This is a genomic window from Streptomyces sp. PSU-S4-23 (assembly GCF_055632315.1).
The window spans coordinates 5,157,770-5,176,840 of record NZ_JBVMUU010000002.1; the positions used below are offsets into that span (position 1 = coordinate 5,157,770).

At 71.2% G+C, this 19,071-nt stretch carries 23 protein-coding genes and 1 pseudogene; 17 read left to right on the plus strand and 7 right to left on the minus strand.

Annotation, left to right across the window (positions count from 1 at the left end; translation table 11 throughout):
- Positions 1 to 58: 58 nt before the first annotated feature.
- The gene (locus tag ACZ79I_RS23695) at positions 59 to 1,105 is read left to right on the plus strand and encodes a zinc-binding dehydrogenase (RefSeq protein WP_471499484.1); all 1,047 of its coding nucleotides are present in this window, start codon (positions 59 to 61) and stop codon (positions 1,103 to 1,105) included.
- 175 nt (positions 1,106 to 1,280) lie between these two features.
- On the opposite strand, the pseudogene ACZ79I_RS23700 reads toward ACZ79I_RS23695, so the two are convergent.
- The 7 genes and pseudogenes from ACZ79I_RS23700 to ACZ79I_RS23730 form a co-directional block, all read right to left on the minus strand.
- Positions 1,281 to 1,637 (minus strand): annotated as a pseudogene (locus tag ACZ79I_RS23700) (PP2C family protein-serine/threonine phosphatase); the annotation flags it as partial.
- Positions 1,638 to 1,814: 177 nt separating this feature from the next.
- A complete protein-coding gene (gene mhpA, locus ACZ79I_RS23705) occupies positions 1,815 to 3,494 on the minus strand; it encodes a bifunctional 3-(3-hydroxy-phenyl)propionate/3-hydroxycinnamic acid hydroxylase MhpA (protein ID WP_471499485.1) in 1,680 nt (559 codons plus the stop codon).
- On the minus strand, positions 3,491 to 4,642 hold the full coding sequence (locus tag ACZ79I_RS23710; RefSeq protein ID WP_471499486.1) for a VOC family protein: 1,152 nt from the start codon (positions 4,640 to 4,642) through the stop codon (positions 3,491 to 3,493). Before ACZ79I_RS23710 ends, mhpA begins: the two co-directional genes overlap by 4 nt.
- A gap of 107 nt (positions 4,643 to 4,749) precedes the next feature.
- Entirely contained in the window at positions 4,750 to 6,516 is a 1,767-nt protein-coding gene (locus tag ACZ79I_RS23715; protein ID WP_471499487.1) for an FAD-dependent monooxygenase, read from the minus strand.
- Positions 6,517 to 6,727: 211 nt separating this feature from the next.
- On the minus strand, positions 6,728 to 7,078 hold the full coding sequence (locus tag ACZ79I_RS23720; RefSeq protein WP_471499488.1) for a DoxX family protein: 351 nt from the start codon (positions 7,076 to 7,078) through the stop codon (positions 6,728 to 6,730).
- Positions 7,079 to 7,144: 66 nt separating this feature from the next.
- On the minus strand, positions 7,145 to 9,067 hold the full coding sequence (locus ACZ79I_RS23725; RefSeq protein WP_471499489.1) for an acyl-CoA synthetase: 1,923 nt from the start codon (positions 9,065 to 9,067) through the stop codon (positions 7,145 to 7,147).
- Between the two features lie 94 nt (positions 9,068 to 9,161).
- The gene (locus tag ACZ79I_RS23730) at positions 9,162 to 10,115 is read right to left on the minus strand and encodes a fumarylacetoacetate hydrolase family protein (RefSeq protein ID WP_471499490.1); all 954 of its coding nucleotides are present in this window, start codon (positions 10,113 to 10,115) and stop codon (positions 9,162 to 9,164) included.
- Positions 10,116 to 10,269: 154 nt separating this feature from the next.
- On the opposite strand from ACZ79I_RS23730, the gene ACZ79I_RS23735 reads away from it, so the two are divergent.
- From ACZ79I_RS23735 to ACZ79I_RS23810, 16 genes are all read left to right on the plus strand, one after another.
- Positions 10,270 to 10,941 carry a TetR/AcrR family transcriptional regulator gene (locus ACZ79I_RS23735; RefSeq protein ID WP_471499491.1) on the plus strand — a complete coding sequence of 224 codons (672 nt, stop codon included), beginning with the start codon at positions 10,270 to 10,272 and terminating at the stop codon, positions 10,939 to 10,941.
- A 580-nt stretch (positions 10,942 to 11,521) separates the two neighbouring features.
- Positions 11,522 to 11,830 carry a 30S ribosomal protein S10 gene (rpsJ, locus tag ACZ79I_RS23740; protein WP_003948644.1) on the plus strand — a complete coding sequence of 103 codons (309 nt, stop codon included), beginning with the start codon at positions 11,522 to 11,524 and terminating at the stop codon, positions 11,828 to 11,830.
- 18 nt (positions 11,831 to 11,848) lie between these two features.
- Positions 11,849 to 12,493 carry a 50S ribosomal protein L3 gene (gene rplC, locus ACZ79I_RS23745; protein WP_471499492.1) on the plus strand — a complete coding sequence of 215 codons (645 nt, stop codon included), beginning with the start codon at positions 11,849 to 11,851 and terminating at the stop codon, positions 12,491 to 12,493.
- A gap of 8 nt (positions 12,494 to 12,501) precedes the next feature.
- On the plus strand, positions 12,502 to 13,155 hold the full coding sequence (gene rplD, locus ACZ79I_RS23750; protein ID WP_471499493.1) for a 50S ribosomal protein L4: 654 nt from the start codon (positions 12,502 to 12,504) through the stop codon (positions 13,153 to 13,155).
- Positions 13,155 to 13,574: a 50S ribosomal protein L23 gene (gene rplW, locus ACZ79I_RS23755; protein ID WP_471499494.1), complete on the plus strand. Its 420-nt coding sequence runs from the start codon at positions 13,155 to 13,157 to the stop codon at positions 13,572 to 13,574. The genes rplD and rplW overlap by 1 nt, the downstream gene beginning before the upstream one ends.
- Positions 13,575 to 13,614: 40 nt before the next feature.
- Positions 13,615 to 14,451, plus strand: a complete 837-nt coding sequence (gene rplB / locus ACZ79I_RS23760; RefSeq protein WP_471499495.1) for a 50S ribosomal protein L2 — start codon at positions 13,615 to 13,617, stop codon at positions 14,449 to 14,451.
- A 12-nt stretch (positions 14,452 to 14,463) separates the two neighbouring features.
- Positions 14,464 to 14,745 (plus strand): 30S ribosomal protein S19, encoded by a 282-nt coding sequence (rpsS, locus tag ACZ79I_RS23765; protein ID WP_086726223.1) that lies wholly within the window; start codon positions 14,464 to 14,466, stop codon positions 14,743 to 14,745.
- Between the two features lie 42 nt (positions 14,746 to 14,787).
- Complete coding sequence (gene rplV, locus ACZ79I_RS23770; protein ID WP_471505173.1) at positions 14,788 to 15,135, plus strand: 50S ribosomal protein L22; 348 nt, start codon at positions 14,788 to 14,790, stop codon at positions 15,133 to 15,135.
- Positions 15,135 to 15,956 (plus strand): 30S ribosomal protein S3, encoded by an 822-nt coding sequence (rpsC, locus tag ACZ79I_RS23775; RefSeq protein WP_471499496.1) that lies wholly within the window; start codon positions 15,135 to 15,137, stop codon positions 15,954 to 15,956. The genes rplV and rpsC overlap by 1 nt, the downstream gene beginning before the upstream one ends.
- 5 nt (positions 15,957 to 15,961) lie before the next feature.
- Positions 15,962 to 16,381: a 50S ribosomal protein L16 gene (gene rplP, locus ACZ79I_RS23780; protein WP_360990536.1), complete on the plus strand. Its 420-nt coding sequence runs from the start codon at positions 15,962 to 15,964 to the stop codon at positions 16,379 to 16,381.
- Positions 16,381 to 16,605 (plus strand): 50S ribosomal protein L29, encoded by a 225-nt coding sequence (rpmC, locus tag ACZ79I_RS23785; protein WP_389012224.1) that lies wholly within the window; start codon positions 16,381 to 16,383, stop codon positions 16,603 to 16,605. Before rplP ends, rpmC begins: the two co-directional genes overlap by 1 nt.
- The gene (gene rpsQ, locus ACZ79I_RS23790) at positions 16,605 to 16,886 is read left to right on the plus strand and encodes a 30S ribosomal protein S17 (protein ID WP_471499497.1); all 282 of its coding nucleotides are present in this window, start codon (positions 16,605 to 16,607) and stop codon (positions 16,884 to 16,886) included. The genes rpmC and rpsQ overlap by 1 nt, the downstream gene beginning before the upstream one ends.
- A gap of 528 nt (positions 16,887 to 17,414) precedes the next feature.
- Positions 17,415 to 17,783: a 50S ribosomal protein L14 gene (gene rplN, locus ACZ79I_RS23795; protein ID WP_003998823.1), complete on the plus strand. Its 369-nt coding sequence runs from the start codon at positions 17,415 to 17,417 to the stop codon at positions 17,781 to 17,783.
- A 2-nt stretch (positions 17,784 to 17,785) separates the two neighbouring features.
- Positions 17,786 to 18,109 carry a 50S ribosomal protein L24 gene (gene rplX, locus ACZ79I_RS23800; RefSeq protein WP_471499498.1) on the plus strand — a complete coding sequence of 108 codons (324 nt, stop codon included), beginning with the start codon at positions 17,786 to 17,788 and terminating at the stop codon, positions 18,107 to 18,109.
- Positions 18,109 to 18,666 (plus strand): 50S ribosomal protein L5, encoded by a 558-nt coding sequence (gene rplE / locus ACZ79I_RS23805; protein WP_053661885.1) that lies wholly within the window; start codon positions 18,109 to 18,111, stop codon positions 18,664 to 18,666. Before rplX ends, rplE begins: the two co-directional genes overlap by 1 nt.
- Before the next feature lie 5 nt (positions 18,667 to 18,671).
- Entirely contained in the window at positions 18,672 to 18,857 is a 186-nt protein-coding gene (locus tag ACZ79I_RS23810) for a type Z 30S ribosomal protein S14 (RefSeq protein WP_003948630.1), read from the plus strand.
- The last annotated feature ends 214 nt before the right edge of the window (positions 18,858 to 19,071 follow it).

The window sequence follows — 19,071 nt, forward strand, 5'->3', positions numbered from 1 at the left end:
TCACGGCACCCATCGATCCGAAATGCCGGGCGGTGCCGCCCACAGAAAGCAGATTCTCATGGACACCATGCTCGCTGGACGCTTCCATCTGGACAGCAAGAAGTTCGCCGTGGAGGAGGTTCCCGTCCCCGTACCCGGTCCGGGCGAGGTCCTCATCGAGGTCAAGGCCGCCGGCGTCTGTCTCTCGGACGTCCACCTGATCGACGGCTCCCTCGTCCCGCTGTTCGCCACCTCCGACACGGTCACCGTCGGCCACGAGGTCTCCGGCGTGGTCCACACCCTCGGCCCCGACCTCAAGCGCGGCCTGACCGTCGGCACTCGCGTCACCCTGGAGGCCGGCAAGACCTGCGGCCAGTGCGCCGGCTGCGTGCGCCGCCGCCCCTGCACCCAGATGCTCACCGCCGGCATCGACTACGACGGCGGCTGGGCCCAGTACACCCTCGCCCGTGAGGACACCCTCGTCCCCATCCCCGACAGCCTCCCCTTCGACCAGGCCGCGATCATCCCCGACGCGGTCTCCACCCCCTACGCCGCCGTCGTCGCCACCGCCCGCGTCCGACCCGCCCAGTCCGTCGGCGTCTGGGGCGTGGGCGGAGTCGGCGCCCACAACGTACGCCTCGCCCGCCTGGTCGGCGCCGCCCCGATCATCGCCTTCGACCCGCTGCCCAGCGCCCGCGAGCGCGCCCTGGCCTTCGGCGCGGACCTGGCCCTGGACCCGGCCGCCTCCGACGTCGCCGACCTGGTACGCGAGGCCACCGGCGGACGGGGCCTGGACTTCGCCTTCGACTGCGCGGGTGTGCCCGCCGTCCGCGAGCAGGCCACCGCCGTGCTCGGCCCGGGCGGCTCCCTGATCCTGGTGGGCATCACGCCGCACCCGCTCACCATCACCGAGGGCCTGACTTTCAACTACCTGAGCAAGCAGGTGCGCGGCCACTACGGTGGCACCCCGGAGTCCGTCGACGAGCTGGTCAGGCTGACCGCAGCCGGCCGCCTCGACCTGGCCCCCTCCATCACCGACCACATCCCGCTCCCCGATGCCGCCGACGCGATCAACCGGCTGGTGAACAAGATCGGCGACCCGATCCGCCTCGTCCTCGTCCCCTGACGCCTGATCAGACGGGTCATCCAAGCCACCTCGGGCAGGGGTGAGTGGGCGCCGGTGCTTGAGGGAGCACCGGCGCCCACGGCCGTCCGGCATCTCCGCCTCCCGTCCCCGCCGACCGATCACCTGGTGGCTTGCAACCGAGCGCGGTCGTCTCCACCTGACGTCCCGGACTTGTTCATAGGCGGATGACGACGAGGGCGATGTCGTCAGGGGCGCCGTCAGCGACGCCGAGGCGGGTCAGCAGCGCGTCGGCCGGCTCTGCAGCGGCGAGGCTGCTGTCCTGCGCCAGGGCTGTGGTCAGGCGTGTCGGGCCGGCGTCGATGTCCTCGTTGCGGGCGGGACTGGGAAGGGCGCGGATGACGGCGCTCAGGGCACTGCGGAGCATGCCCATGACGGCCGCAGCGTGCAGACCGTGGCCGACGACGTCTCCGACCGCCACGGCGTAGCGGCCGGGTGGTAGGTCGACAATGGTGTACCAGTCGCCGCATACGTTCCGTGAGGTGGTCGCCGGCAGGTAGCGCACGGCGATGTTGTCCTGCCGTCAGCGGTGCCCACAACAGCGACGGGTGAGCCCGCAAGAGCCTGTGCCGTTTTCCAGCCGATCAGTGCTGGAGGTGAGCAGCTCCGCCGTGAGGCAGCCGAACAGAAGGCCGCCGCCGCTGCGTCAATTTTTGTCCGGTGGGGACCGGGGCCCCTCCGCTCTGTGGACTCAGCCGCCGTCATACCGCTCGGTGGCCACGGTTGTGGCGTCTCCGGCTGCGCGGCCGCTGCTGCACAGCATGGGTGCCCAGGCTGTTGCGGCGGCTGCCAGGTCGTCCCCGCACGTCCTGCCGGGGCGGGGCCGGGCTGCGGTGGCGAGGACGACCCGGTCGGGGCGGAGCAGGACGGCCCCCGCGGTGCCCATCCAGTGGATCAGGGTGCCGGTGCCCGGTGCGGCGGGGTGCTCGGCGCCACCGCTGCCGGGCTGTCGGCGCCGGGGGGTGGGCAGGTGGACGACGCGGGCGTCCAGCGTTCGCACGAGCGCGTGCAGGGCGGGACCGGGCGGCTCGGTGGTCAGGAGCGCGAAGCCGTCGCCGAGCAGCTCGTCCAGTGGGCGGGGAGTGCCGTCGGCGCCGGGGACGAGGGGCTGGGGGCACAGCGTCCCGGGGCGCGGGTGGCCCGGGCGGCGGGAGCCGGCCAGGGGGCCCGGTCTCAGCGGTGGGCTGACGGCGGACAGGACGAGGCGGGAGGCGCCCGGCAGGCGGGAGAGTGCGGGCAGGACAGCGTTGCGGGCCAGCGCGGTGCCCGTTCCGCCGCCGGTCATGACAGTGCCGACGGCCACGGCGGTGCGGATCAACTGCCGTGCGTGGCGGTGGCGTTCGGCCTGGTAGGTGTCGAGCAGGGTCTCGCTCGCGCGGCCGGTGAGGACGCGGGCGAGCTTCCAGGCGAGGTTGTGGGCGTCGCGCATGCCCGCGCACATCCCCTGCCCGATGAAGGGCGGGGTGAGGTGGGCGGCGTCACCGAGCAGGAAGACGCGGCCCTGGCGCCAGCGGTCGGCGACCTGGGCGCGGAAGGTGTACGAGGCGGTGCGCAGGACGTGCAGTTCGTCCTCGGGGATGCCCGGCGTCCAGGGGGCGATCAGCGCGAGCAGACGCCCCCGGTCGGTGAGCTCCTCCGGCTGCTCGCCGGTGCGCAGGCGGAACTCCCAGCGGTAGCGGTCCTCGCCGACACGCATGTAGGTGGCCGCCCGCTGCGGGTCGCAGATCTGGTGGACGCCGTCCCAGGCGGGTAGCGGCAGGCGGCAGCGGACGTCGACGACGAGCCACTGCTGGGGGGCGGCGAGGTCCTGCATCCGGGAGCCGACGGCGGCGCGCACCAGGCTGTTGGCGCCGTCGCACCCCAGGACGGCGTCGGCCAGGAGCGTGTGGGAGACACCGGTGTCCTCGTCCCGGTAGGTCACCCGCACCGGAGCGCCGTTGTGCGGAGGCGGATCCACGGCGGTGACCTCGGTGCCTCCGCGCACCGTGACCAGGGGCTGCTTGGCGAGGTTGTCCCTGAGCAGCTGTTCGAGTTCTGGCTGGTCGAACATGTTGGCCTGGGGGAAGCCGTTCCTGCCGTACGGGTTGTCGCGCAGGAACTCGGCCAGCACCCGGTGGGAGCGGTCCAGCAGCCGCATGCCGCGGGCGGGGCGGGTGATCGCGCCGAACGTCTCATGGACGCCCATGGCCTGGAGGATGCGGTGGACCTCGTCGTCCAGGTGGACCGCGCGGGGCAGCGGATACGGGGCACGGTGGCGTTCCAGGACCAGGGCGGGCACGCCGTGGCGGGCCAGGAGGGTTGCGGCGGTCAGCCCGGTGGGCCCGGCCCCGATCACCACGACGGGCGCATGCTCTGGGGTGGTGGCGGTCACCGGCTCAGCGCTTTCATCAGGCCCAGCAGACGGGCGCGGTCGATTTCGTTGTCCTCGCGCAGCGCGGAGAGCGCCTGCAGGAGCGTCCCCGGCGAGGGAGTGGTGCCGAGAAAGTCGCGGGTGGCGGGCGGGCCCCACTGGGCCAGGCCGGAGGCGGACATGGGGGCCCAGCCGGGTTCCAGCGTGTGGTCGAAGACGTCGCCGTCGGCGTAGTGCTCCAGCATGAAGCGGTCGGGGTCGCGCCAGTAGTCGAAGATCTGGCTGCCCTGGATGTGGCGGCCGATGCCCCAGGAGTGGTGGTAGCCGCGCTCGCGCAGGTACTCGCCGCCTGCGGCCAGCACGTCGAGGTCGGCGACCTGGTAGGCGGAGTGGACATAGCCCGTGTCGGGGCCCAGGTGCATGGCCAGGGTGTGGTGGTCGGCGGGTTCGCTGCCGCGGTCGCAGCGGATGAAGGCCATGGTGGGGCCGCGGTCGCGCTGCCCGTCCAGGTAGAGGAAGTCGCTGACGATCAGGCCGAGGTGCTGCAGGTACCAGTCCAGGGCGCGGCGGAAGACCCGGGTGGAGAGCACCACGTGGCCCAGGCGCTGCACCTGGGAGGGCTCGCGGGGCGGGCGCTGGGTGGCGTTGACGCGGGCCGCGGCGGCGGTGGTGCCCGTGTTGAGGACGAGGGGCTGCCGCAGCGGGCGTGCGGGTTCCTCGGTGACGCCGTGTACGACGCGGACCGGGATGCCGGAGGGGTCGAGCAGGTCCACGGAGCGCCCGCCGCCGTACTCGGTGAGGGTGCGGACCGTGTGACCGGTGGCGCGGGCCAGCCGGTCGAGGTCGGCGGCGTCGGCGGCCTGGAAGGCGGGGCCGATGAACCGGGAGGCGGGTCCGCGGCGGATCACCAGGCAGTGGGGGCCGGCCATGGCGCCGCGCAGATAGAGGGCGTCGTCGGTACGGGCGGCGGTGGTCAGGCCGAAGTCGTGGGCGAAGGTCTCGGCGCGGTCCAGGTCGGGCTTGGTGAACTCCAGCCAGGCCAGGTCGGCCACCTTGATGACGGGCTGGGCCGCGCGGCCGGGGTGCTCCCCGCGCAGGGCGCCCTGTTCGCTGTGCAGGCCCTGGTGGGCGTCGCTGGTGGGGATGGGGGTGGATGCCGGGTCGTTCACGGGGGATTCCCTTCCTGTTGCTCCAGGCGGGCGGGGTGAGGTCGGGGCCCGGCCCGCCGATCGCGGCGGCGATCGGCAGGCCGGGTGGCACGGCAGGTGAGCGGTTCCTACCGGGCCAGCAGGGTGTCGAGTGCGGTGATGAGCTCGGCGACCGGGTCGGTGGCCGAGCCCTGGGCGCGCCAGCCGATGAAGCGGTCCGGGCGCACCAGGACGGCGCCCTGCGGGGTGTGCCCGCGGGCGGCGGTCCAGGTGGAGCGCAGGTCGCGGTAGTCGCCGTCGAGGTGGCCCAGACGGATCGCGTCCAGCGGCAGCCCGCTCTCGGCGGCGATCTTTCCGGCCGCCTCGCACCAGGTCTGGCCGTCCTCGCCGGCGATCAGCAGGAAGCGGCCGGGCCGGACCAGGCGGGCCAGGGCCACGCGGTTTCCGTCCAGGTCCTCCAGCCAGGCGTGGGGCAGCGGGTGTCCGGGGCGGGCGGTGGGCCGGTAGATGCGGACGGGGTCGGGGTTCTCGGGTGCGGGAGTGCCGTCGGGGACGATCGCCGCGGAGTCGTAGGTGTAGCCGAACTCGACGCCCAGTTCGTTGAACTCCGCCGACTGGGCGGCCACGGTGGCCAGGAAGGTGCGGCGGAAGTCGTCGTCGGCCGGGTCATCGCTCCACAGGCGGCGGGCCTGACGCCAGTTCTCCTCCTCGCCGGCCTCCGGACCGCCGCCGAAGAGGGCGTTGATCGCGAGGTGGTTCATGGCGTTCTCCAGCGAGCGCTGGACGTTGGTGGCGTCCGACGGGCGCCGCTCGGGCTCGTAGGTGTCCAGCAGGGCGTCGCCGGCATGGCCGTTCAGCACGGCCGCGAGCTTCCAGGTGAGGTTCTGCACATCGTGCATGGCCGAGGTCAGGCCGAGACCGCCGGTGGGCGGGTGGCGGTGGGCGGCGTCACCGGCGATCAGGACCCGGCCGACGCGGTAGCGGTCGGCGACCACGCCCTCCAGGGACCAGCGGGAGATCATGTGGACCGTCACCTGGTCCTCGTCCAGCCCCAGCGCCGTGCGCATGTCCGCCAGCACGGCCTCGTCGTCCAGCGCGCGGCCGTCATCGGCGCCGTAGTTGAGGTGGAAGACCCACTCCTCGGACTCGGGGCCCCAGTGGTCAGGGCCCATCGGCACCAGCACGCCGGGAATGCCGAGGTCGGGCAGCCACAGCCAACGGATCAGCACATCGGGGTCGGTCGCCACCCGGGACAGGTCGGCGGAGATGTGGAAGGACACCACACGGGCCAGGTCGTGCACGCCCTCCCGGACGATGCCCGCGGCGGGGCCGACGGTGCGGCCGGCGTCGCAGCCCAGCAGGTAGCGGGCCCGTACCCGGTAGGTCTCGCCGGTGCCGCGGTCGGCGACGGTGGCGGTGACGCCCTCGTCGTCCTGGGTGAACCCGGTCACCTCCTGGTGGAAGCGGATCCGACCGGGCGCGAGCTCCTCGGCGCGGGCGCGCAGGACCGGCTCCAGGCGGATCTGGGGCAGGTTGGCCTGCCGCTCGGGGCTGGCCGCGAGCCACTCGGGGGAGGCGCCGCCGGCTCCCCATGCCTCCATCTTGGCGACCCGGCGGCCGTAGTCCTCGTGGTCGCCGGCCAGGCCGATGTACCAGGCGGTGTGGGACATCTGCTCGGCCGGGGTGGAGGCGGCGTAGATGGCGTCGGCCGCGCCGGCGTCGCGCATGACCTCCATGGCGCGCTGGTTGAGGACGTGGGCCTTGGGCAGGACGGAGGTGCTGGGCCAGGCGGTGACCAGCAGGGACTCGATGCCGATGCGGCTGAGCAGCATGGAGGCGGTGAGCCCCGCACCACCGCCGCCGACGATGAGGACAGGGACGTCGATGTCGTTCATGAGTACTCCATGGGGTGTTTGCGGCTCGGGGACGGCGGGTGGGGACGGCGCGGGAGAGACGGGGAACAGCGGGCGGTCTACCGGCCGACGGGCGTGGTGGCCGGCGGCGCCCGGGCCGGGGCAGCGGTCGTACTCGCCGGTGAGGGTGAGGTGAGCGACGGCGAGGCGTACGGGAGGAAACCGCCCCTGGGACGGGCTGATCTTCGGGGGACTAGCTCCCGGCCAGCAGCACGAGATGGGCCGTGGCCAGGGCGCCCATGACGGCGGCCGGGAGGCAGCGGGCGGCCGGGTCGCCGCTGCGCAGGTGTACGACGACGGCTCCGGTCATGAGCAGGATCAGGCCCGTTGAGGCGGCGGCCCCGAGCGCGGGGATCCGCAGGCCGGCCAGCAGTCCGGCCGCTGCCGCCACCTCCACAGCGCCGAGCAGGCGGTAGTGGGTGGTGGTCATGCCGACGTGGGCTGCGGCCTGGCGCATCGCGGCGACTGCCGCGAGCTTGGCCGCCCCGAGGAGGAGGAAGATCCCGGCGAGGAGGGCGGCCAGGACGACGGTGAGGGTACTCATGGGGGTGCTCTCTGGGCGGAGGGGGATGGCTCGGGGCCGTCCGGAAGCGGGTCGCCGCGCCCCGGTTCAGGTGACGGGGCGGGGGGCGTACTGCCAGTGCAGGACGTATCGGTCGAGGGCCTCGGTGACCCTGCGCCGTACCGCTTCGTCGGCCGGTGCGGGCACCGTGACCCGGACACCGCCGTCGTGCGGCTGGCACACGATGAGTTCCGGGTCGCAGTCCGCGCCCTGCGCGGCCAGTTCGGCGTGGACCGCGCGGCGGGTGGCGTCCAGGCGGAGGCCGAGCTTGTAGGGCTTGCCGACGGCGGTGAGCGGGACGGCGTCGATCACGAGCACCTCCCGCGGGGCGGCGGCGCGTTCGGGGACCCGTTCGGTGGCCCAGGTCAGCAGCTCGGCGGGGTCGGCCTCGGCGCCGGGTGCGAGGGCGACGTAGGCGACGGGCACCTCACCGGCGTGCGGGTCGGGCAGGCCGACCGCTGCGGCGGCGGCGACCGCGGGGTGGGCGAGGAGGGCGTCCTCGATCCCGGCGGGGTCGATGTTGTGGCCGCCGCGGATGATCAAGTCCTTGGCACGGCCCGCGAGATGGACGAAACCGTCCGTGTCGATACGGGCCAGGTCACCCGTGTCCAGCCAGCCGTCGCGGATCTTCCCCGAGGTCTCCAGACGCGGCCCCTGGGCGGTGTGCCCGGCGACGTAGCCGGCGAAGACCACGGGGCCGCTGACGGCCAGCACCCCGGTGGTGCCCGGCGGCAGGTCGTGCCACTCGCCGGTGTCCGGGTCGATCCGCACCGTCTTGAGCCGCTGGTAGGGCAGGCGCCGGCCGACGGTGCCGGGCCGGGTGTGACCGGGCACGCCGAGGGCGGAGGCACAGGTCGCCTCGGTCAGCCCGTAGCCCTCGCACAGCGGGACGCCGGTGTGCTCCTCGAACGACTTCCGTACGGCGGGCGGCAGCGGGGAGGCGCCGACGGCGGCGAACCGCATGCTGGAGATGTCCGCGTCGACGGGGACGCGGGCAAGGACGGAGTACACGGTGGGCACTGCCGACATGGCGGCGATGCGGTAGTGCTCCACCAGCTTCCAGAACACCCCGTAGAGCTGGGGATCGCGGTAGCCCAGCGGTCCGGCCCACACCACCCGCCGACCGCGCAGCAGCGGGCCGAGCAGGGTGACGATCAGGGCGTTGACGTGGAACAGCGGCAGTGCCGCGAACATCACCGAGTCCTCGTGGAGGGGGGTGCTCGCGGCCACCGTCCAGGCGTCGACGACCTCGTTGGCGTGGGTGTGCGCGGCGAGCTTGGGCGTGCCCGTGGTGCCGCCGGTGTGGAAGTAGGCGGCCAGGTCGTCGGCGGCCGGGGGCTCGATGTCCACCAGCCTGTCGGCGGGATGCGGCGCGGCGAGCTCCGCGAGGTAGCCCACGCGTACGCCCTCGACGGGTTCCAGAGCGGGGGCCGGGCCCTCGGCCGCGGTGGGGGCCAGGGCCAGCAACGCGTCCAGGCCCAGGGCCGCGGCCACCTGCCGGGCCGTGGCCCACACCTGCGCGTCCAGCTGCGGACCGGCGGCGATGAGCACCCGCGCGCCGCCGCGCCGCAGCAGCTGCTCGATGTGCTCGGCGGCCAGGCCCGGGTTCACCGGGGCGGCGATGCCCGCGGCCTGCGCGGCCAGCAGGGCGGCGGGCAGCTCGGCGGTGTTCGGCGCGAGCAGGCCCACGGCGGCGCGGCGGGTGACGCCGAGCGAGCGCAGCAGGTTGGCGGCGCGGTGCACCTGGTCGCGCAGCTGCGCGAAGGTCGTGGTGGCGGGGCGCAGGAAGCGCGCGGCGTCGGGCAGCACCGCCAGGGCCGGTTGGTCGGGCCACAGACGGGCGGCGCGGAGCACGGTGTCGTAGGTGGTGGCCGGCAGGCCGCGTTCATGGAGCGGGACGGCCTCGATGGCGGTCAGGTCCGCGGGGGTGTCGTGGGCGGGCCACAGCAGGTCGGTGGGTGTGAGTGTCACCGGTGCGCCTTTGCAGGGTGAGGGATGGGGGCAAGGGGCCGGCCCGGTCACGGGGAGCCGGTCCGGCCGGTCCCGGGCGGGGGCCCGGGAGCCGTCAGCGGGTGCGCACCACCGTGCGCTGCTCGCCGAGGTCGAGTACGCCGTCGTCGGTCGCGATCCGGGCCGTGACGACGTCGCCGTCCTTCAGGTAGTCGGGGTTCGCCTGCTGGCGGGCGAAGAACTTCTGCCAGCGCTTGTGCGGGGGCAGCAGGGCGCCGAGCGTGGCCAGGAGCCTGCCCGGGGACTTCAGTGCGGTGCCGCCGGGTGTTCCGGTGAGCAGGACGTCACCGGGCTGCAGGGTCTGGAAACGGGCCAGCAGGCTGAGTGCGCGTGCGGGCCGGACGATCATGTCCGCGGTGGTGCGGTCCTGCCGGGTGGCTCCGTTGACCTTCAGGGTGAGACGCAGGTCCGGCAGACGGGCGAGGTCGTCGGCGTCCACCAGGAGCAGCCGGGGGCCCAGCGGGGTGAACGTGGGGTACGACTTGGACTCGTAGAACTGGGTCTTGGGCAGTTGCAGGTCGCGCGCGCTGACGTCGTCGGCGACCACCAGCGCGGCGACGTACTCCGCCAGGGTGGTCTCGGTGACCTCGGCGCCGACCGGTAGCTCCGCGCCCATAACCAGCCCGAGTTCGACCTCGTAGTCCAGGAAGCGCACGTGCTGTGGGCGCACGATGTCCTGGTAGGGCCCGCTGACGGACCCGGACGCCTTGCGGAAGAACGCGGGCGGGACGGTGTCCGGGTCGAACCCGGAATCCGTCGCGTGGGAGCGGTAGTTGACCATCTGCGCCACCACCCGGCAGGGGGTGGTGACGGGCGACAGCAGGTCCCCTTCCCCGGCGGAGAGCCCGGCATCGGGCTCGGCCGCGGCGCGGTCGGCCGCCTCCCGCACGGCCGAGCGGTCGGCGAGCAGAGCGGCGGTGGTGTCCGCATCGGTGTCGACGTGGTGCAGCCGTCCCGTGCCGCTCTCCACCCACCAGCCGTCTTTCGTGCGGACGACCTGGATACTCATCGGCTCTCCTGAGTCCTGGAGGGGCGTCGACCGGCCGCTCCCGCGAGCAACTCCGGTCAGTAGTGATGAAAGCATCAGTACAGATGGCGTCATCGTCAAGGGGTATCAATGTTGATGTAATTATCAGCACTGATCCATTGGGTAAGGTGGTGGGATGAGCACCGACGGACAGGGCAGGGCCGAGAGCCGGACGCCCGGCCACGCGCCCAACCGCCTGGACCGGCGCAAGGCGCGTACCCGGGCCGCGCTGGTCGCCGCCGCGCAGCGCCTTCTCGCCGAGCAGGGCCGGGCCGATGTGAGCATCCAGGAGATCACCGAGGCGGCGGACGTCGGCTTCGGCTCCTTCTACAACCACTTCACCAGCAAGGACGAGCTGTTCGACGCCGCCGTCGCCCTCACCCTGGAGGAACACGGCGCTCTTCTTGACTCCGTCGTGGGAGACCTGAAGGACCCGGCCGAGGTCTTCGCCGCAAGCGTCCGCATGACCGGCCGCCTGCAGCGCACCCACCCGCAGATGGCCAGAATCCTCGTGCGCACCGGGATGCCCTACCTGACCTCCGAGGGCGGCCTGGCCCCGCAGGCGATGCGGGACCTGCAGGCCGCCTTCGACGACGGACGGCTGGACATCGATGACGCGCTCACCGCCGTCGCCATGACCGGCGGCGCCCTGCTCGGCGTGCTGCACTTGCTGGAGACGCGTCCCGACCTGGACGCCGACCGCGTCACCGATCGACTGGCCTTCCGTCTCCTGTGCATGTTCGGCATGGCACCCGCCGAGGCACAGGAGATCGCCACCCGGCCCCTGCCGTCGCTGCCCGCGACCTGACCTGGGCGATCCTCGGCCCGCGTCCGCCCGGCCCACCCGCCGCCGGCTCCAGGGCGCCCACCTGCCGTGACCGGTCTCACCGACGTCCTCGACGCGTCCTCGGCGGCCACGCCGACGCGGCCGGGTTCCGCCGCGAGCGGGACGGTGTCCCCGACCCGGGGCGGCCCGCGGTTTGACCCACGTGACCCTGGGGGTACGCTCTTCGGCCCGATTGGCCAGCCCCCCGCCCGCTGTGGCAGACTAGCGGGGTTGCTCGGTCGAGTGTTGATGCTGCGCGCCTCCCGCCGGGAGGACCGGAAGCGAGTCCCACAGTACTCGTCGTCCTAACTGCCTCACGGCAGCGCTGGGGCGGACGTACGGGAATCTTCCGGGAAGCGTGGGCGCGGCACCGGCCAGGCACCCGGTGGGCCTTCGCCCTCGGTCTCACGGTTCCGGAAGGGCCGTGTTCCCCCAGCAGGGATGTTCGGTCAAGGGGCATCTGTGTCAGCGGGAGCGCGACACGCCCGACCGCGTGGGCCGGAGAAGAGGGATGGGGACACCGGGTTCCGGAGCGTAAGAGAGACAGGACTACGAAGTAGCCATGGCGGGACAGAAGATCCGCATCCGGCTCAAGGCCTACGACCACGAGGTCATCGACTCCTCGGCGAAGAAGATCGTCGAGACGGTGACCCGTACCGGTGCGTCGGTCGCGGGCCCGGTGCCGCTGCCCACTGAGAAGAACGTGTACTGCGTCATCAAGTCGCCGCACAAGTACAAGGACTCGCGCGAGCACTTCGAGATGCGCACGCACAAGCGCCTGATCGACATCCTCGACCCGACCCCCAAGACCGTCGACTCTCTGATGCGACTCGACCTGCCGGCCGGTGTCGACATCGAGATCAAGCTCTGAGGCCGGTGATCTGAAGAGATGGCTAAGCAGATCAAGGGCATCCTGGGCGAGAAGCTCGGCATGACGCAGGTCTGGGACGAGAGCAACCGCGTCGTCCCCGTGACCGTCGTCAAGGCCGGCCCCAATGTCGTGACCCAGGTCCGTACGAACGACGCCGACGGCTACGAGTCCGTCCAGATCGCGTTCGGCGAGATCGACCCGCGCAAGGTGAACAAGCCCCTCAAGGGCCACTTCGCCAAGGCCGACGTCACCCCGCGCCGTCACCTCGTCGAGATCCGCACGTCGGACGCCTCCGAGTACACCCTCGGCCAGGAGATCACCGCCGAGGTGTTCGAGGCCGGGCAGAAGGTCGACGTCACCGGCAAGAGCAAGGGCAAGGGCTTCGCCGGTGTCATGAAGCGTCACAACTTCAAGGGCCTCGGCGCCGGTCACGGCACCCAGCGCAAGCACCGCTCCCCCGGTTCCATCGGTGGCTGCGCCACCCCGGGCCGTGTGTTCAAGGGCGTCCGCATGGCGGGCCGCATGGGCAACGAGCGGGTCACCACCCAGAACCTGACCGTCCACGCCGTTGACGCGGAGAAGGGCCTGCTGCTCATCAAGGGCGCGGTTCCCGGTCCGAACGGCGGCCTCGTCCTGGTCCGCACCGCGGCCAAGGGGGCCTGAGGTAACCGATGAGCACTGTTGACATCCTTTCGCCGGCGGGCGAGAAGGCCGGTACCGTCGAGCTCCCCGCGGAGATCTTCGGCGTTGAGAAGGTCAGCATCCCGCTGATCCACCAGGTCGTCGTCGCGCAGCTGGCCGCTGCCCGCCAGGGCACGCACAAGACGAAGACGCGTGGCGAGGTCCGTGGTGGCGGCAAGAAGCCGTACCGCCAGAAGGGCACCGGTCGCGCCCGCCAGGGTTCGACCCGCGCGCCGCAGTTCGCCGGTGGTGGCGTCGTGCACGGTCCCGTGCCGCGTGACTACTCGCAGCGGACCCCGAAGAAGATGAAGGCCGCGGCCCTGCGCCACGCCCTCACCGACCGGGCCCGCAACAACCGCATCCACGTCGTCACCGACGTGGTCGAGTCGGACATCTCCACCAAGGCCGCCAAGGCTCTCCTCGGCAAGATCAGCGAGCGCAAGAACGTGCTGCTGATCGTCGAGCGCGAGAACGAGAAGGCCCTGCTGTCCGCTCGCAACCTGCCCCAGGTCCACATCCTGGAGCCGGGCCAGCTGAACACGTACGACGTGATCGTCTCGGACGACGTGGTCTTCACCCAGGCCGCTCTCGAGTCCTTCGTCGCCGGCCCGAAGGCCAACGACACCGAAGGGAGCGACGCCTGATGGCCACGCGTCACCCGAGCATCGCCTCGAAGGCCGCCAAGGCCGCCAAGGCCGCGCGCGTCGCCAAGGCGAGGCGCCACGCCACCGAGGGCAAGAACACCGTCGTCACCCCGGCGAGCAAGGCGTACACGGACCCCCGTGACGTCCTGCTGAAGCCGGTCGTGTCCGAGAAGAGCTACGCGCTCCTCGACGAGAACAAGTACACGTTCATCGTCGACCCGCGTGCCAACAAGACCCAGATCAAGGAGGCCGTGCAGTCGGTCTTCTCGGTCAAGGTCACCGGGGTCAACACGATCAACCGCCAGGGCAAGCGCAAGCGGACCCGCACGGGCTTCGGCCAGCGTGCCGCCACCAAGCGCGCGATCGTGACCCTCGCCGAGGGCGACCGCATCGACATCTTCGGCGGTCCGACCTCCTGACGGAGGTCCGGATCGTCCGATATCGGACGAGGACTGAGAAATGGGTATCCGCAAGTACAAGCCGACGACTCCTGGCCGTCGTGGCGCCAGCGTCGCCGACTTCGTCGAGGTCACGCGGTCCACGCCGGAGAAGTCGCTGGTCCGCCCCCTGCACAGCAAGGGTGGCCGTAACAACTCGGGCCGAGTGACCGTCCGCCACCAGGGTGGTGGCCACAAGCGCGCCTACCGCGTGATCGACTTCCGTCGTCACGACAAGGACGGCGTGCCGGCGAAGGTCGCGCACATCGAGTACGACCCCAACCGCACCGCGCGCATCGCGCTGCTGCACTACGCGGACGGCGAGAAGCGCTACATCCTCGCGCCGCGTGGCCTCGGCCAGGGCGACCGCGTCGAGAACGGTCCCGGGGCCGACATCAAGCCGGGCAACAACCTGGCCCTGCGCAACATCCCGGTCGGTACGACGCTGCACGCCATCGAGCTGCGTCCGGGCGGCGGCGCCAAGTTCGCCCGCTCCGCCGGCGCGTCGGTGCAGCTGCTCGCGAAGGAGGGCGCGATGGCCCACCTCCGCATGCCCTCCGGTGAGATCCGCCTGGTCGACGTGCGCTGCCGCGCCACCGTCGGCGAGGTCGGCAACGCCGAGCAGAGCAACATCAACTGGGGCAAGGCCGGCCGCAAGCGCTGGCTGGGCGTCCGCCCCACCGTGCGTGGTGTGGTCATGAACCCGGTCGACCACCCGCACGGTGGTGGTGAGGGCCGTACCTCCGGTGGCCGCCACCCGGTGTCCCCGTGGGGTCAGAAGGAAGGCCGTACTCGTTCTCCCAAGAAGGCGAGCAACAAGTACATCGTCCGCCGCCGCAAGACGAACAAGAAGCGCTAAGGACGGGTTGAGATGCCTCGTAGCTTGAAGAAGGGACCCTTCGTCGACGACCACCTGATGAAGAAGGTGGACGTGCAGAACGAAGCCGGTACCAAGAACGTCATCAAGACCTGGTCCCGCCGCTCGATGATCGTCCCGGCCATGCTCGGCCACACGATCGCGGTGCACAACGGCAAGACCCACATCCCGGTGTTTGTCACCGAGTCGATGGTCGGCCACAAGCTCGGCGAGTTCTCGCCGACGCGCACCTTCCGGGGTCACGTCAAGGAAGACCGGAAGTCGAAGCGCCGCTAGTCAGCGGGGTGAATGACCATGACAGACACTGAAGGGACAACCATGGAAGCCAGGGCCCAGGCGCGGTACATCCGCGTCACGCCCATGAAGGCCCGCCGCGTGGTGGACCTTATCCGTGGCATGGACGCCACGGAGGCTCAGGCGGTCCTGCGTTTCGCCCCGCAGGCCGCGAGCGTGCCGGTCGGCAAGGTGCTGGACAGCGCCATCGCCAACGCCGCGCACAACTACGACCACACCGATGTCGACAGCCTCTTCGTCTCCGAGGCTTACGTCGACGAGGGCCCGACCCTGAAGCGGTTCCGTCCGCGTGCCCAGGGCCGTGCCTACCGGATCCGCAAGCGGACCAGCCACATCACCGTGGTCGTCGCCAGCAAGGAAGGAACCCGGTAATGGGCCAGAAGGTAAACCCGCATGGGTTCCGGCTCGGTGTCACCACCGACTTCAAGTCGCGCTGGTACGCCGACAAGCTGTACAAGGACTACGTCAAGGAAGACGTCTCCATCCGCCGGATGATGACGTCCGGCATGGAGCGCGCCGGCATCTCCAAGGTCGAGATCGAGCGCACCCGTGACCGCGTCCGCGTCGACATCCACACCGCGCGTCCGGGCATCGTCATCGGCCGCCGCGGCGCCGAGGCCGACCGCATCCGCGGCGACCTGGAGAAGCTCACGGGCAAGCAGGTCCAGCTGAACATCCTCGAGGTGAAGAACCCCGAGACCGACGCTCAGCTCGTGGCCCAGGCCGTCGCCGAGCAGCTGTCCTCCCGCGTCTCCTTCCGCCGCGCCATGCGCAAGAGCATGCAGTCGGCGATGAAGGCGGGCGCCAAGGGCATCAAGATCCAGTGCGGTGGCCGCCTCGGCGGCGCCGAGATGTCCCGCTCGGAGTTCTACCGCGAGGGCCGTGTGCCCCTGCACACGCTCCGCGCGAACGTGGACTACGGCTTCTTCGAGGCCAAGACGACCTTCGGCCGCATCGGCGTGAAGGTCTGGATCTACAAGGGCGACGTCAAGAACATCGCCGAGGTCCGCGCCGAGAACGCCGCCGCCCGTGCGGGCAACCGCCCGGCCCGCGGTGGCGCCGACCGCCCGGCCCGTGGTGGCCGTGGTGGCGAGCGGCGCGGTCGCAAGCCGCAGCAGGCTCCCGCTGCCGAGGCCCCCAAGGCCGAGGCCGCGCCGGCCGCTCCGGCTGAGAGCACCGGAACGGAGGCCTGACCGACATGCTGATCCCCCGTAGGGTCAAGCACCGCAAGCAGCACCACCCGAAGCGGGACGGTGCGGCCAAGGGCGGCACGCAGATTGCGTTCGGCGAGTACGGCATCCAGGCGCTGACCCCGGCGTACGTGACGAACCGCCAGATCGAGGCGGCTCGTATCGCCATGACCCGTCACATCAAGCGTGGCGGCAAGGTCTGGATCAACATCTACCCGGACCGCCCGCTGACCAAGAAGCCCGCCGAGACCCGCATGGGTTCCGGTAAGGGTTCGCCGGAGTGGTGGATCGCGAACGTCAAGCCCGGCCGGGTGATGTTCGAGCTGTCCTACCCGAACGAGAAGATCGCCCGTGAGGCGCTGACCCGTGCGGCCCACAAGCTGCCGATGAAGTGCCGGATCGTCAAGCGCGAGGCAGGTGAAGCGTGATGTCGGTCGGTACCAAGGCGTCCGAGCTGCGCGAGCTGGGCAACGAGGAGCTTCTGGGGAAGCTCCGCGAGGCCAAGGAAGAGCTGTTCAACCTCCGCTTCCAGGCGGCGACCGGGCAGCTCGAGAACCATGGCCGTCTGAAGGCGGTCCGCAAGGACATCGCGCGGATCTACACCCTGATGCGCGAGCGTGAGCTGGGCATCGAAACGGTGGAGAGCGCCTGATGAGCGAGAAGAACGTGACTGAGCAGACCGAGCGCAATGCACGCAAGACCCGCGAGGGCTACGTCGTCAGCGACAAGATGGACAAGACCGTCGTCGTCGCCGTCGAGGACCGTGTGAAGCACGCGCTGTACGGCAAGGTCATCCGCCGTACCAACAAGCTCAAGGCGCACGACGAGCAGAACGCCGCCGGCGTCGGCGACCGCGTCCTCCTCATGGAGACCCGGAAGCTGTCCGCCAGCAAGCACTGGCGCATCGTCGAGATCCTGGAGAAGGCGAAGTAACCAAGCGGGGGCCCGGCCCCCGCTGCCCCGCCGGGGCTGTCGTCCCAGGCCTCCGGGCCTGGGCGGTCGCCCGGCCCGGCCCGCCCGGGCCCGTCGGCGGGCACCGCGAGGCGACTCGCTGGGCCCGGCCGGACGGCCCGCGGCGATGCCGGGGCACCGGCAGGGTTTCGCCCGACCGGACATCCCCGCGGCTTGCCCGCGGGGCCATACCGCCGCCCCGACGGGGGTTCCGTGAGCCGACTCGCGCAACCCCCCGTCGGCCCTCCGGCCGGCCGGGGCGGACCACCATCGTCCCGCGGGGTGACCCGCGGGGCGGACCGCCGCCCCGGCGAGGTTCGCAGAACGCCCTGCGGATCCCGGTGGGAAACCGGCCGGGCCGTGTGGGCAGCCGCGCTCCAGCGGCGCGTGTGCCCCGCGCGGCCCCGTCGGGCAGGCCACGAAATTCCTGCGGGAGCAACCCGCAGGACAGTTCCGCCAGGCTCTCCGGCCGCAATCCGGAGGGAACCGGCAGACGATCAGGAGATAGACGTGATCCAGCAGGAGTCGCGACTGCGCGTCGCCGACAACACGGGGGCGAAGGAGATTCTTTGCATCCGTGTGCTCGGTGGCTCCGGTCGCCGCTACGCGGGCATCGGTGACGTCATCGTCGCCACCGTCAAGGACGCGATCCCCGGTGGCAACGTGAAGAAGGGTGACGTCGTCAAGGCGGTCATCGTTCGCACCGTGAAGGAGCGCCGCCGTCCGGACGGCTCGTACATCCGCTTCGACGAGAACGCCGCCGTCATTCTGAAGAACGACGGCGACCCTCGCGGCACCCGCATCTTCGGCCCGGTCGGCCGTGAGCTGCGCGAGAAGAAGTTCATGAAGATCATCTCGCTCGCGCCGGAGGTGCTGTAAGCATGAAGATCAAGAAGGGCGACCTGGTCCAGGTCATCACCGGCAAGGACAAGGGCAAGCAGGGCAAGGTCATTGCCGCTTACCCGCGCGAGGACCGCGTCCTGGTCGAGGGTGTCAACCGGGTCAAGAAGCACACCAAGGCCGGTCCCACCGCTGGTGGTTCCCAGGCCGGCGGCATCGTGACCACCGAGGCCCCGATCCACGTGAGCAACGTCCAGCTCGTCGTGGAGAAGGACGGCAAGAAGGTCGTCACGCGTGTCGGCTACCGCTTCGACGAGAACGGCAACAAGATCCGCGTTGCCAAGCGGACGGGTGAGGACATCTGATGGCGACCACCACCACTCCGCGTCTGAAGACGAAGTACCGCGAGGAGATCGCGGGCAAGCTGCGTGACGAGTTCAAGTACGAGAACGTCATGCAGGTTCCCGGCCTCGTCAAGATCGTGGTCAACATGGGTGTGGGCGACGCCGCCCGCGACTCCAAGCTGATCGAGGGCGCCATCCGCGACCTCACCACGATCACCGGTCAGAAGCCGGCCGTCACCAAGGCCCGCAAGTCCATCGCGCAGTTCAAGCTGCGCGAGGGGCAGCCGATCGGTGCCCACGTCACGCTCCGTGGCGACCGCATGTGGGAGTTCCTGGACCGCACCCTGTCGCTCGCGCTGCCGCGCATCCGCGACTTCCGCGGCCTGTCCCCCAAGCAGTTCGACGGCCGTGGCAACTACACCTTCGGTCTCACCGAGCAGGTCATGTTCCACGAGATCGACCAGGACAAGATCGACCGCGTCCGGGGTATGGACATCACCGTGGTCACCACGGCGACCAACGACGCTGAGGGCCGCGCGCTCCTCCGTCACCTCGGCTTCCCCTTCAAGGAGGCGTGAGCGAGATGGCGAAGAAGGCTCTCATCGCGAAGGCTGCCCGTAAGCCCAAGTTCGGTGTGCGCGGCTACACCCGCTGCCAGCGCTGCGGCCGTCCGCACTCCGTGTACCGCAAGTTCGGCCTGTGCCGCGTGTGCCTTCGTGAGATGGCTCACCGCGGAGAGCTGCCGGGCGTGACCAAGAGCTCCTGGTAACAACCCACTTGGGTTGATCCAGGGCTCTCGGTAAGCAATGGGCCGGCAGGCGGCCCGCCCCACATGCCGTAGGCTTGGGGGGTTGGGCGTCTGCCGCCCGTACGCCCGCGGGCGAAGCCCGCTAATGTTTGCTTACTACGCCGTAGGTCCACCGCGCCGCACCCGTCCCGTCTCGGATCGGGGAGAGGGATGGCGCACCAGGAAACCCCGGCGA

Coding starts and splice junctions, on each gene's coding strand:
- ACZ79I_RS23695 (WP_471499484.1), top strand. CDS start 59: ATGGACACCATGCTCGCTGGACGCTTCCATCTGGACAGCAAGAAGTTC.
- ACZ79I_RS23715 (WP_471499487.1), bottom strand. CDS start 6,516: ATGAACGACATCGACGTCCCTGTCCTCATCGTCGGCGGCGGTGGTGCG.
- ACZ79I_RS23720 (WP_471499488.1), bottom strand. CDS start 7,078: ATGAGTACCCTCACCGTCGTCCTGGCCGCCCTCCTCGCCGGGATCTTC.
- ACZ79I_RS23730 (WP_471499490.1), bottom strand. CDS start 10,115: ATGAGTATCCAGGTCGTCCGCACGAAAGACGGCTGGTGGGTGGAGAGC.
- ACZ79I_RS23735 (WP_471499491.1), top strand. CDS start 10,270: ATGAGCACCGACGGACAGGGCAGGGCCGAGAGCCGGACGCCCGGCCAC.
- rpsJ (WP_003948644.1), top strand. CDS start 11,522: ATGGCGGGACAGAAGATCCGCATCCGGCTCAAGGCCTACGACCACGAG.
- rplC (WP_471499492.1), top strand. CDS start 11,849: ATGGCTAAGCAGATCAAGGGCATCCTGGGCGAGAAGCTCGGCATGACG.
- rplD (WP_471499493.1), top strand. CDS start 12,502: ATGAGCACTGTTGACATCCTTTCGCCGGCGGGCGAGAAGGCCGGTACC.
- rplW (WP_471499494.1), top strand. CDS start 13,155: ATGGCCACGCGTCACCCGAGCATCGCCTCGAAGGCCGCCAAGGCCGCC.
- rplB (WP_471499495.1), top strand. CDS start 13,615: ATGGGTATCCGCAAGTACAAGCCGACGACTCCTGGCCGTCGTGGCGCC.
- rpsS (WP_086726223.1), top strand. CDS start 14,464: ATGCCTCGTAGCTTGAAGAAGGGACCCTTCGTCGACGACCACCTGATG.
- rplV (WP_471505173.1), top strand. CDS start 14,788: ATGGAAGCCAGGGCCCAGGCGCGGTACATCCGCGTCACGCCCATGAAG.
- rpsC (WP_471499496.1), top strand. CDS start 15,135: ATGGGCCAGAAGGTAAACCCGCATGGGTTCCGGCTCGGTGTCACCACC.
- rplP (WP_360990536.1), top strand. CDS start 15,962: ATGCTGATCCCCCGTAGGGTCAAGCACCGCAAGCAGCACCACCCGAAG.
- rpmC (WP_389012224.1), top strand. CDS start 16,381: ATGTCGGTCGGTACCAAGGCGTCCGAGCTGCGCGAGCTGGGCAACGAG.
- rpsQ (WP_471499497.1), top strand. CDS start 16,605: ATGAGCGAGAAGAACGTGACTGAGCAGACCGAGCGCAATGCACGCAAG.
- rplX (WP_471499498.1), top strand. CDS start 17,786: ATGAAGATCAAGAAGGGCGACCTGGTCCAGGTCATCACCGGCAAGGAC.
- rplE (WP_053661885.1), top strand. CDS start 18,109: ATGGCGACCACCACCACTCCGCGTCTGAAGACGAAGTACCGCGAGGAG.
- ACZ79I_RS23810 (WP_003948630.1), top strand. CDS start 18,672: ATGGCGAAGAAGGCTCTCATCGCGAAGGCTGCCCGTAAGCCCAAGTTC.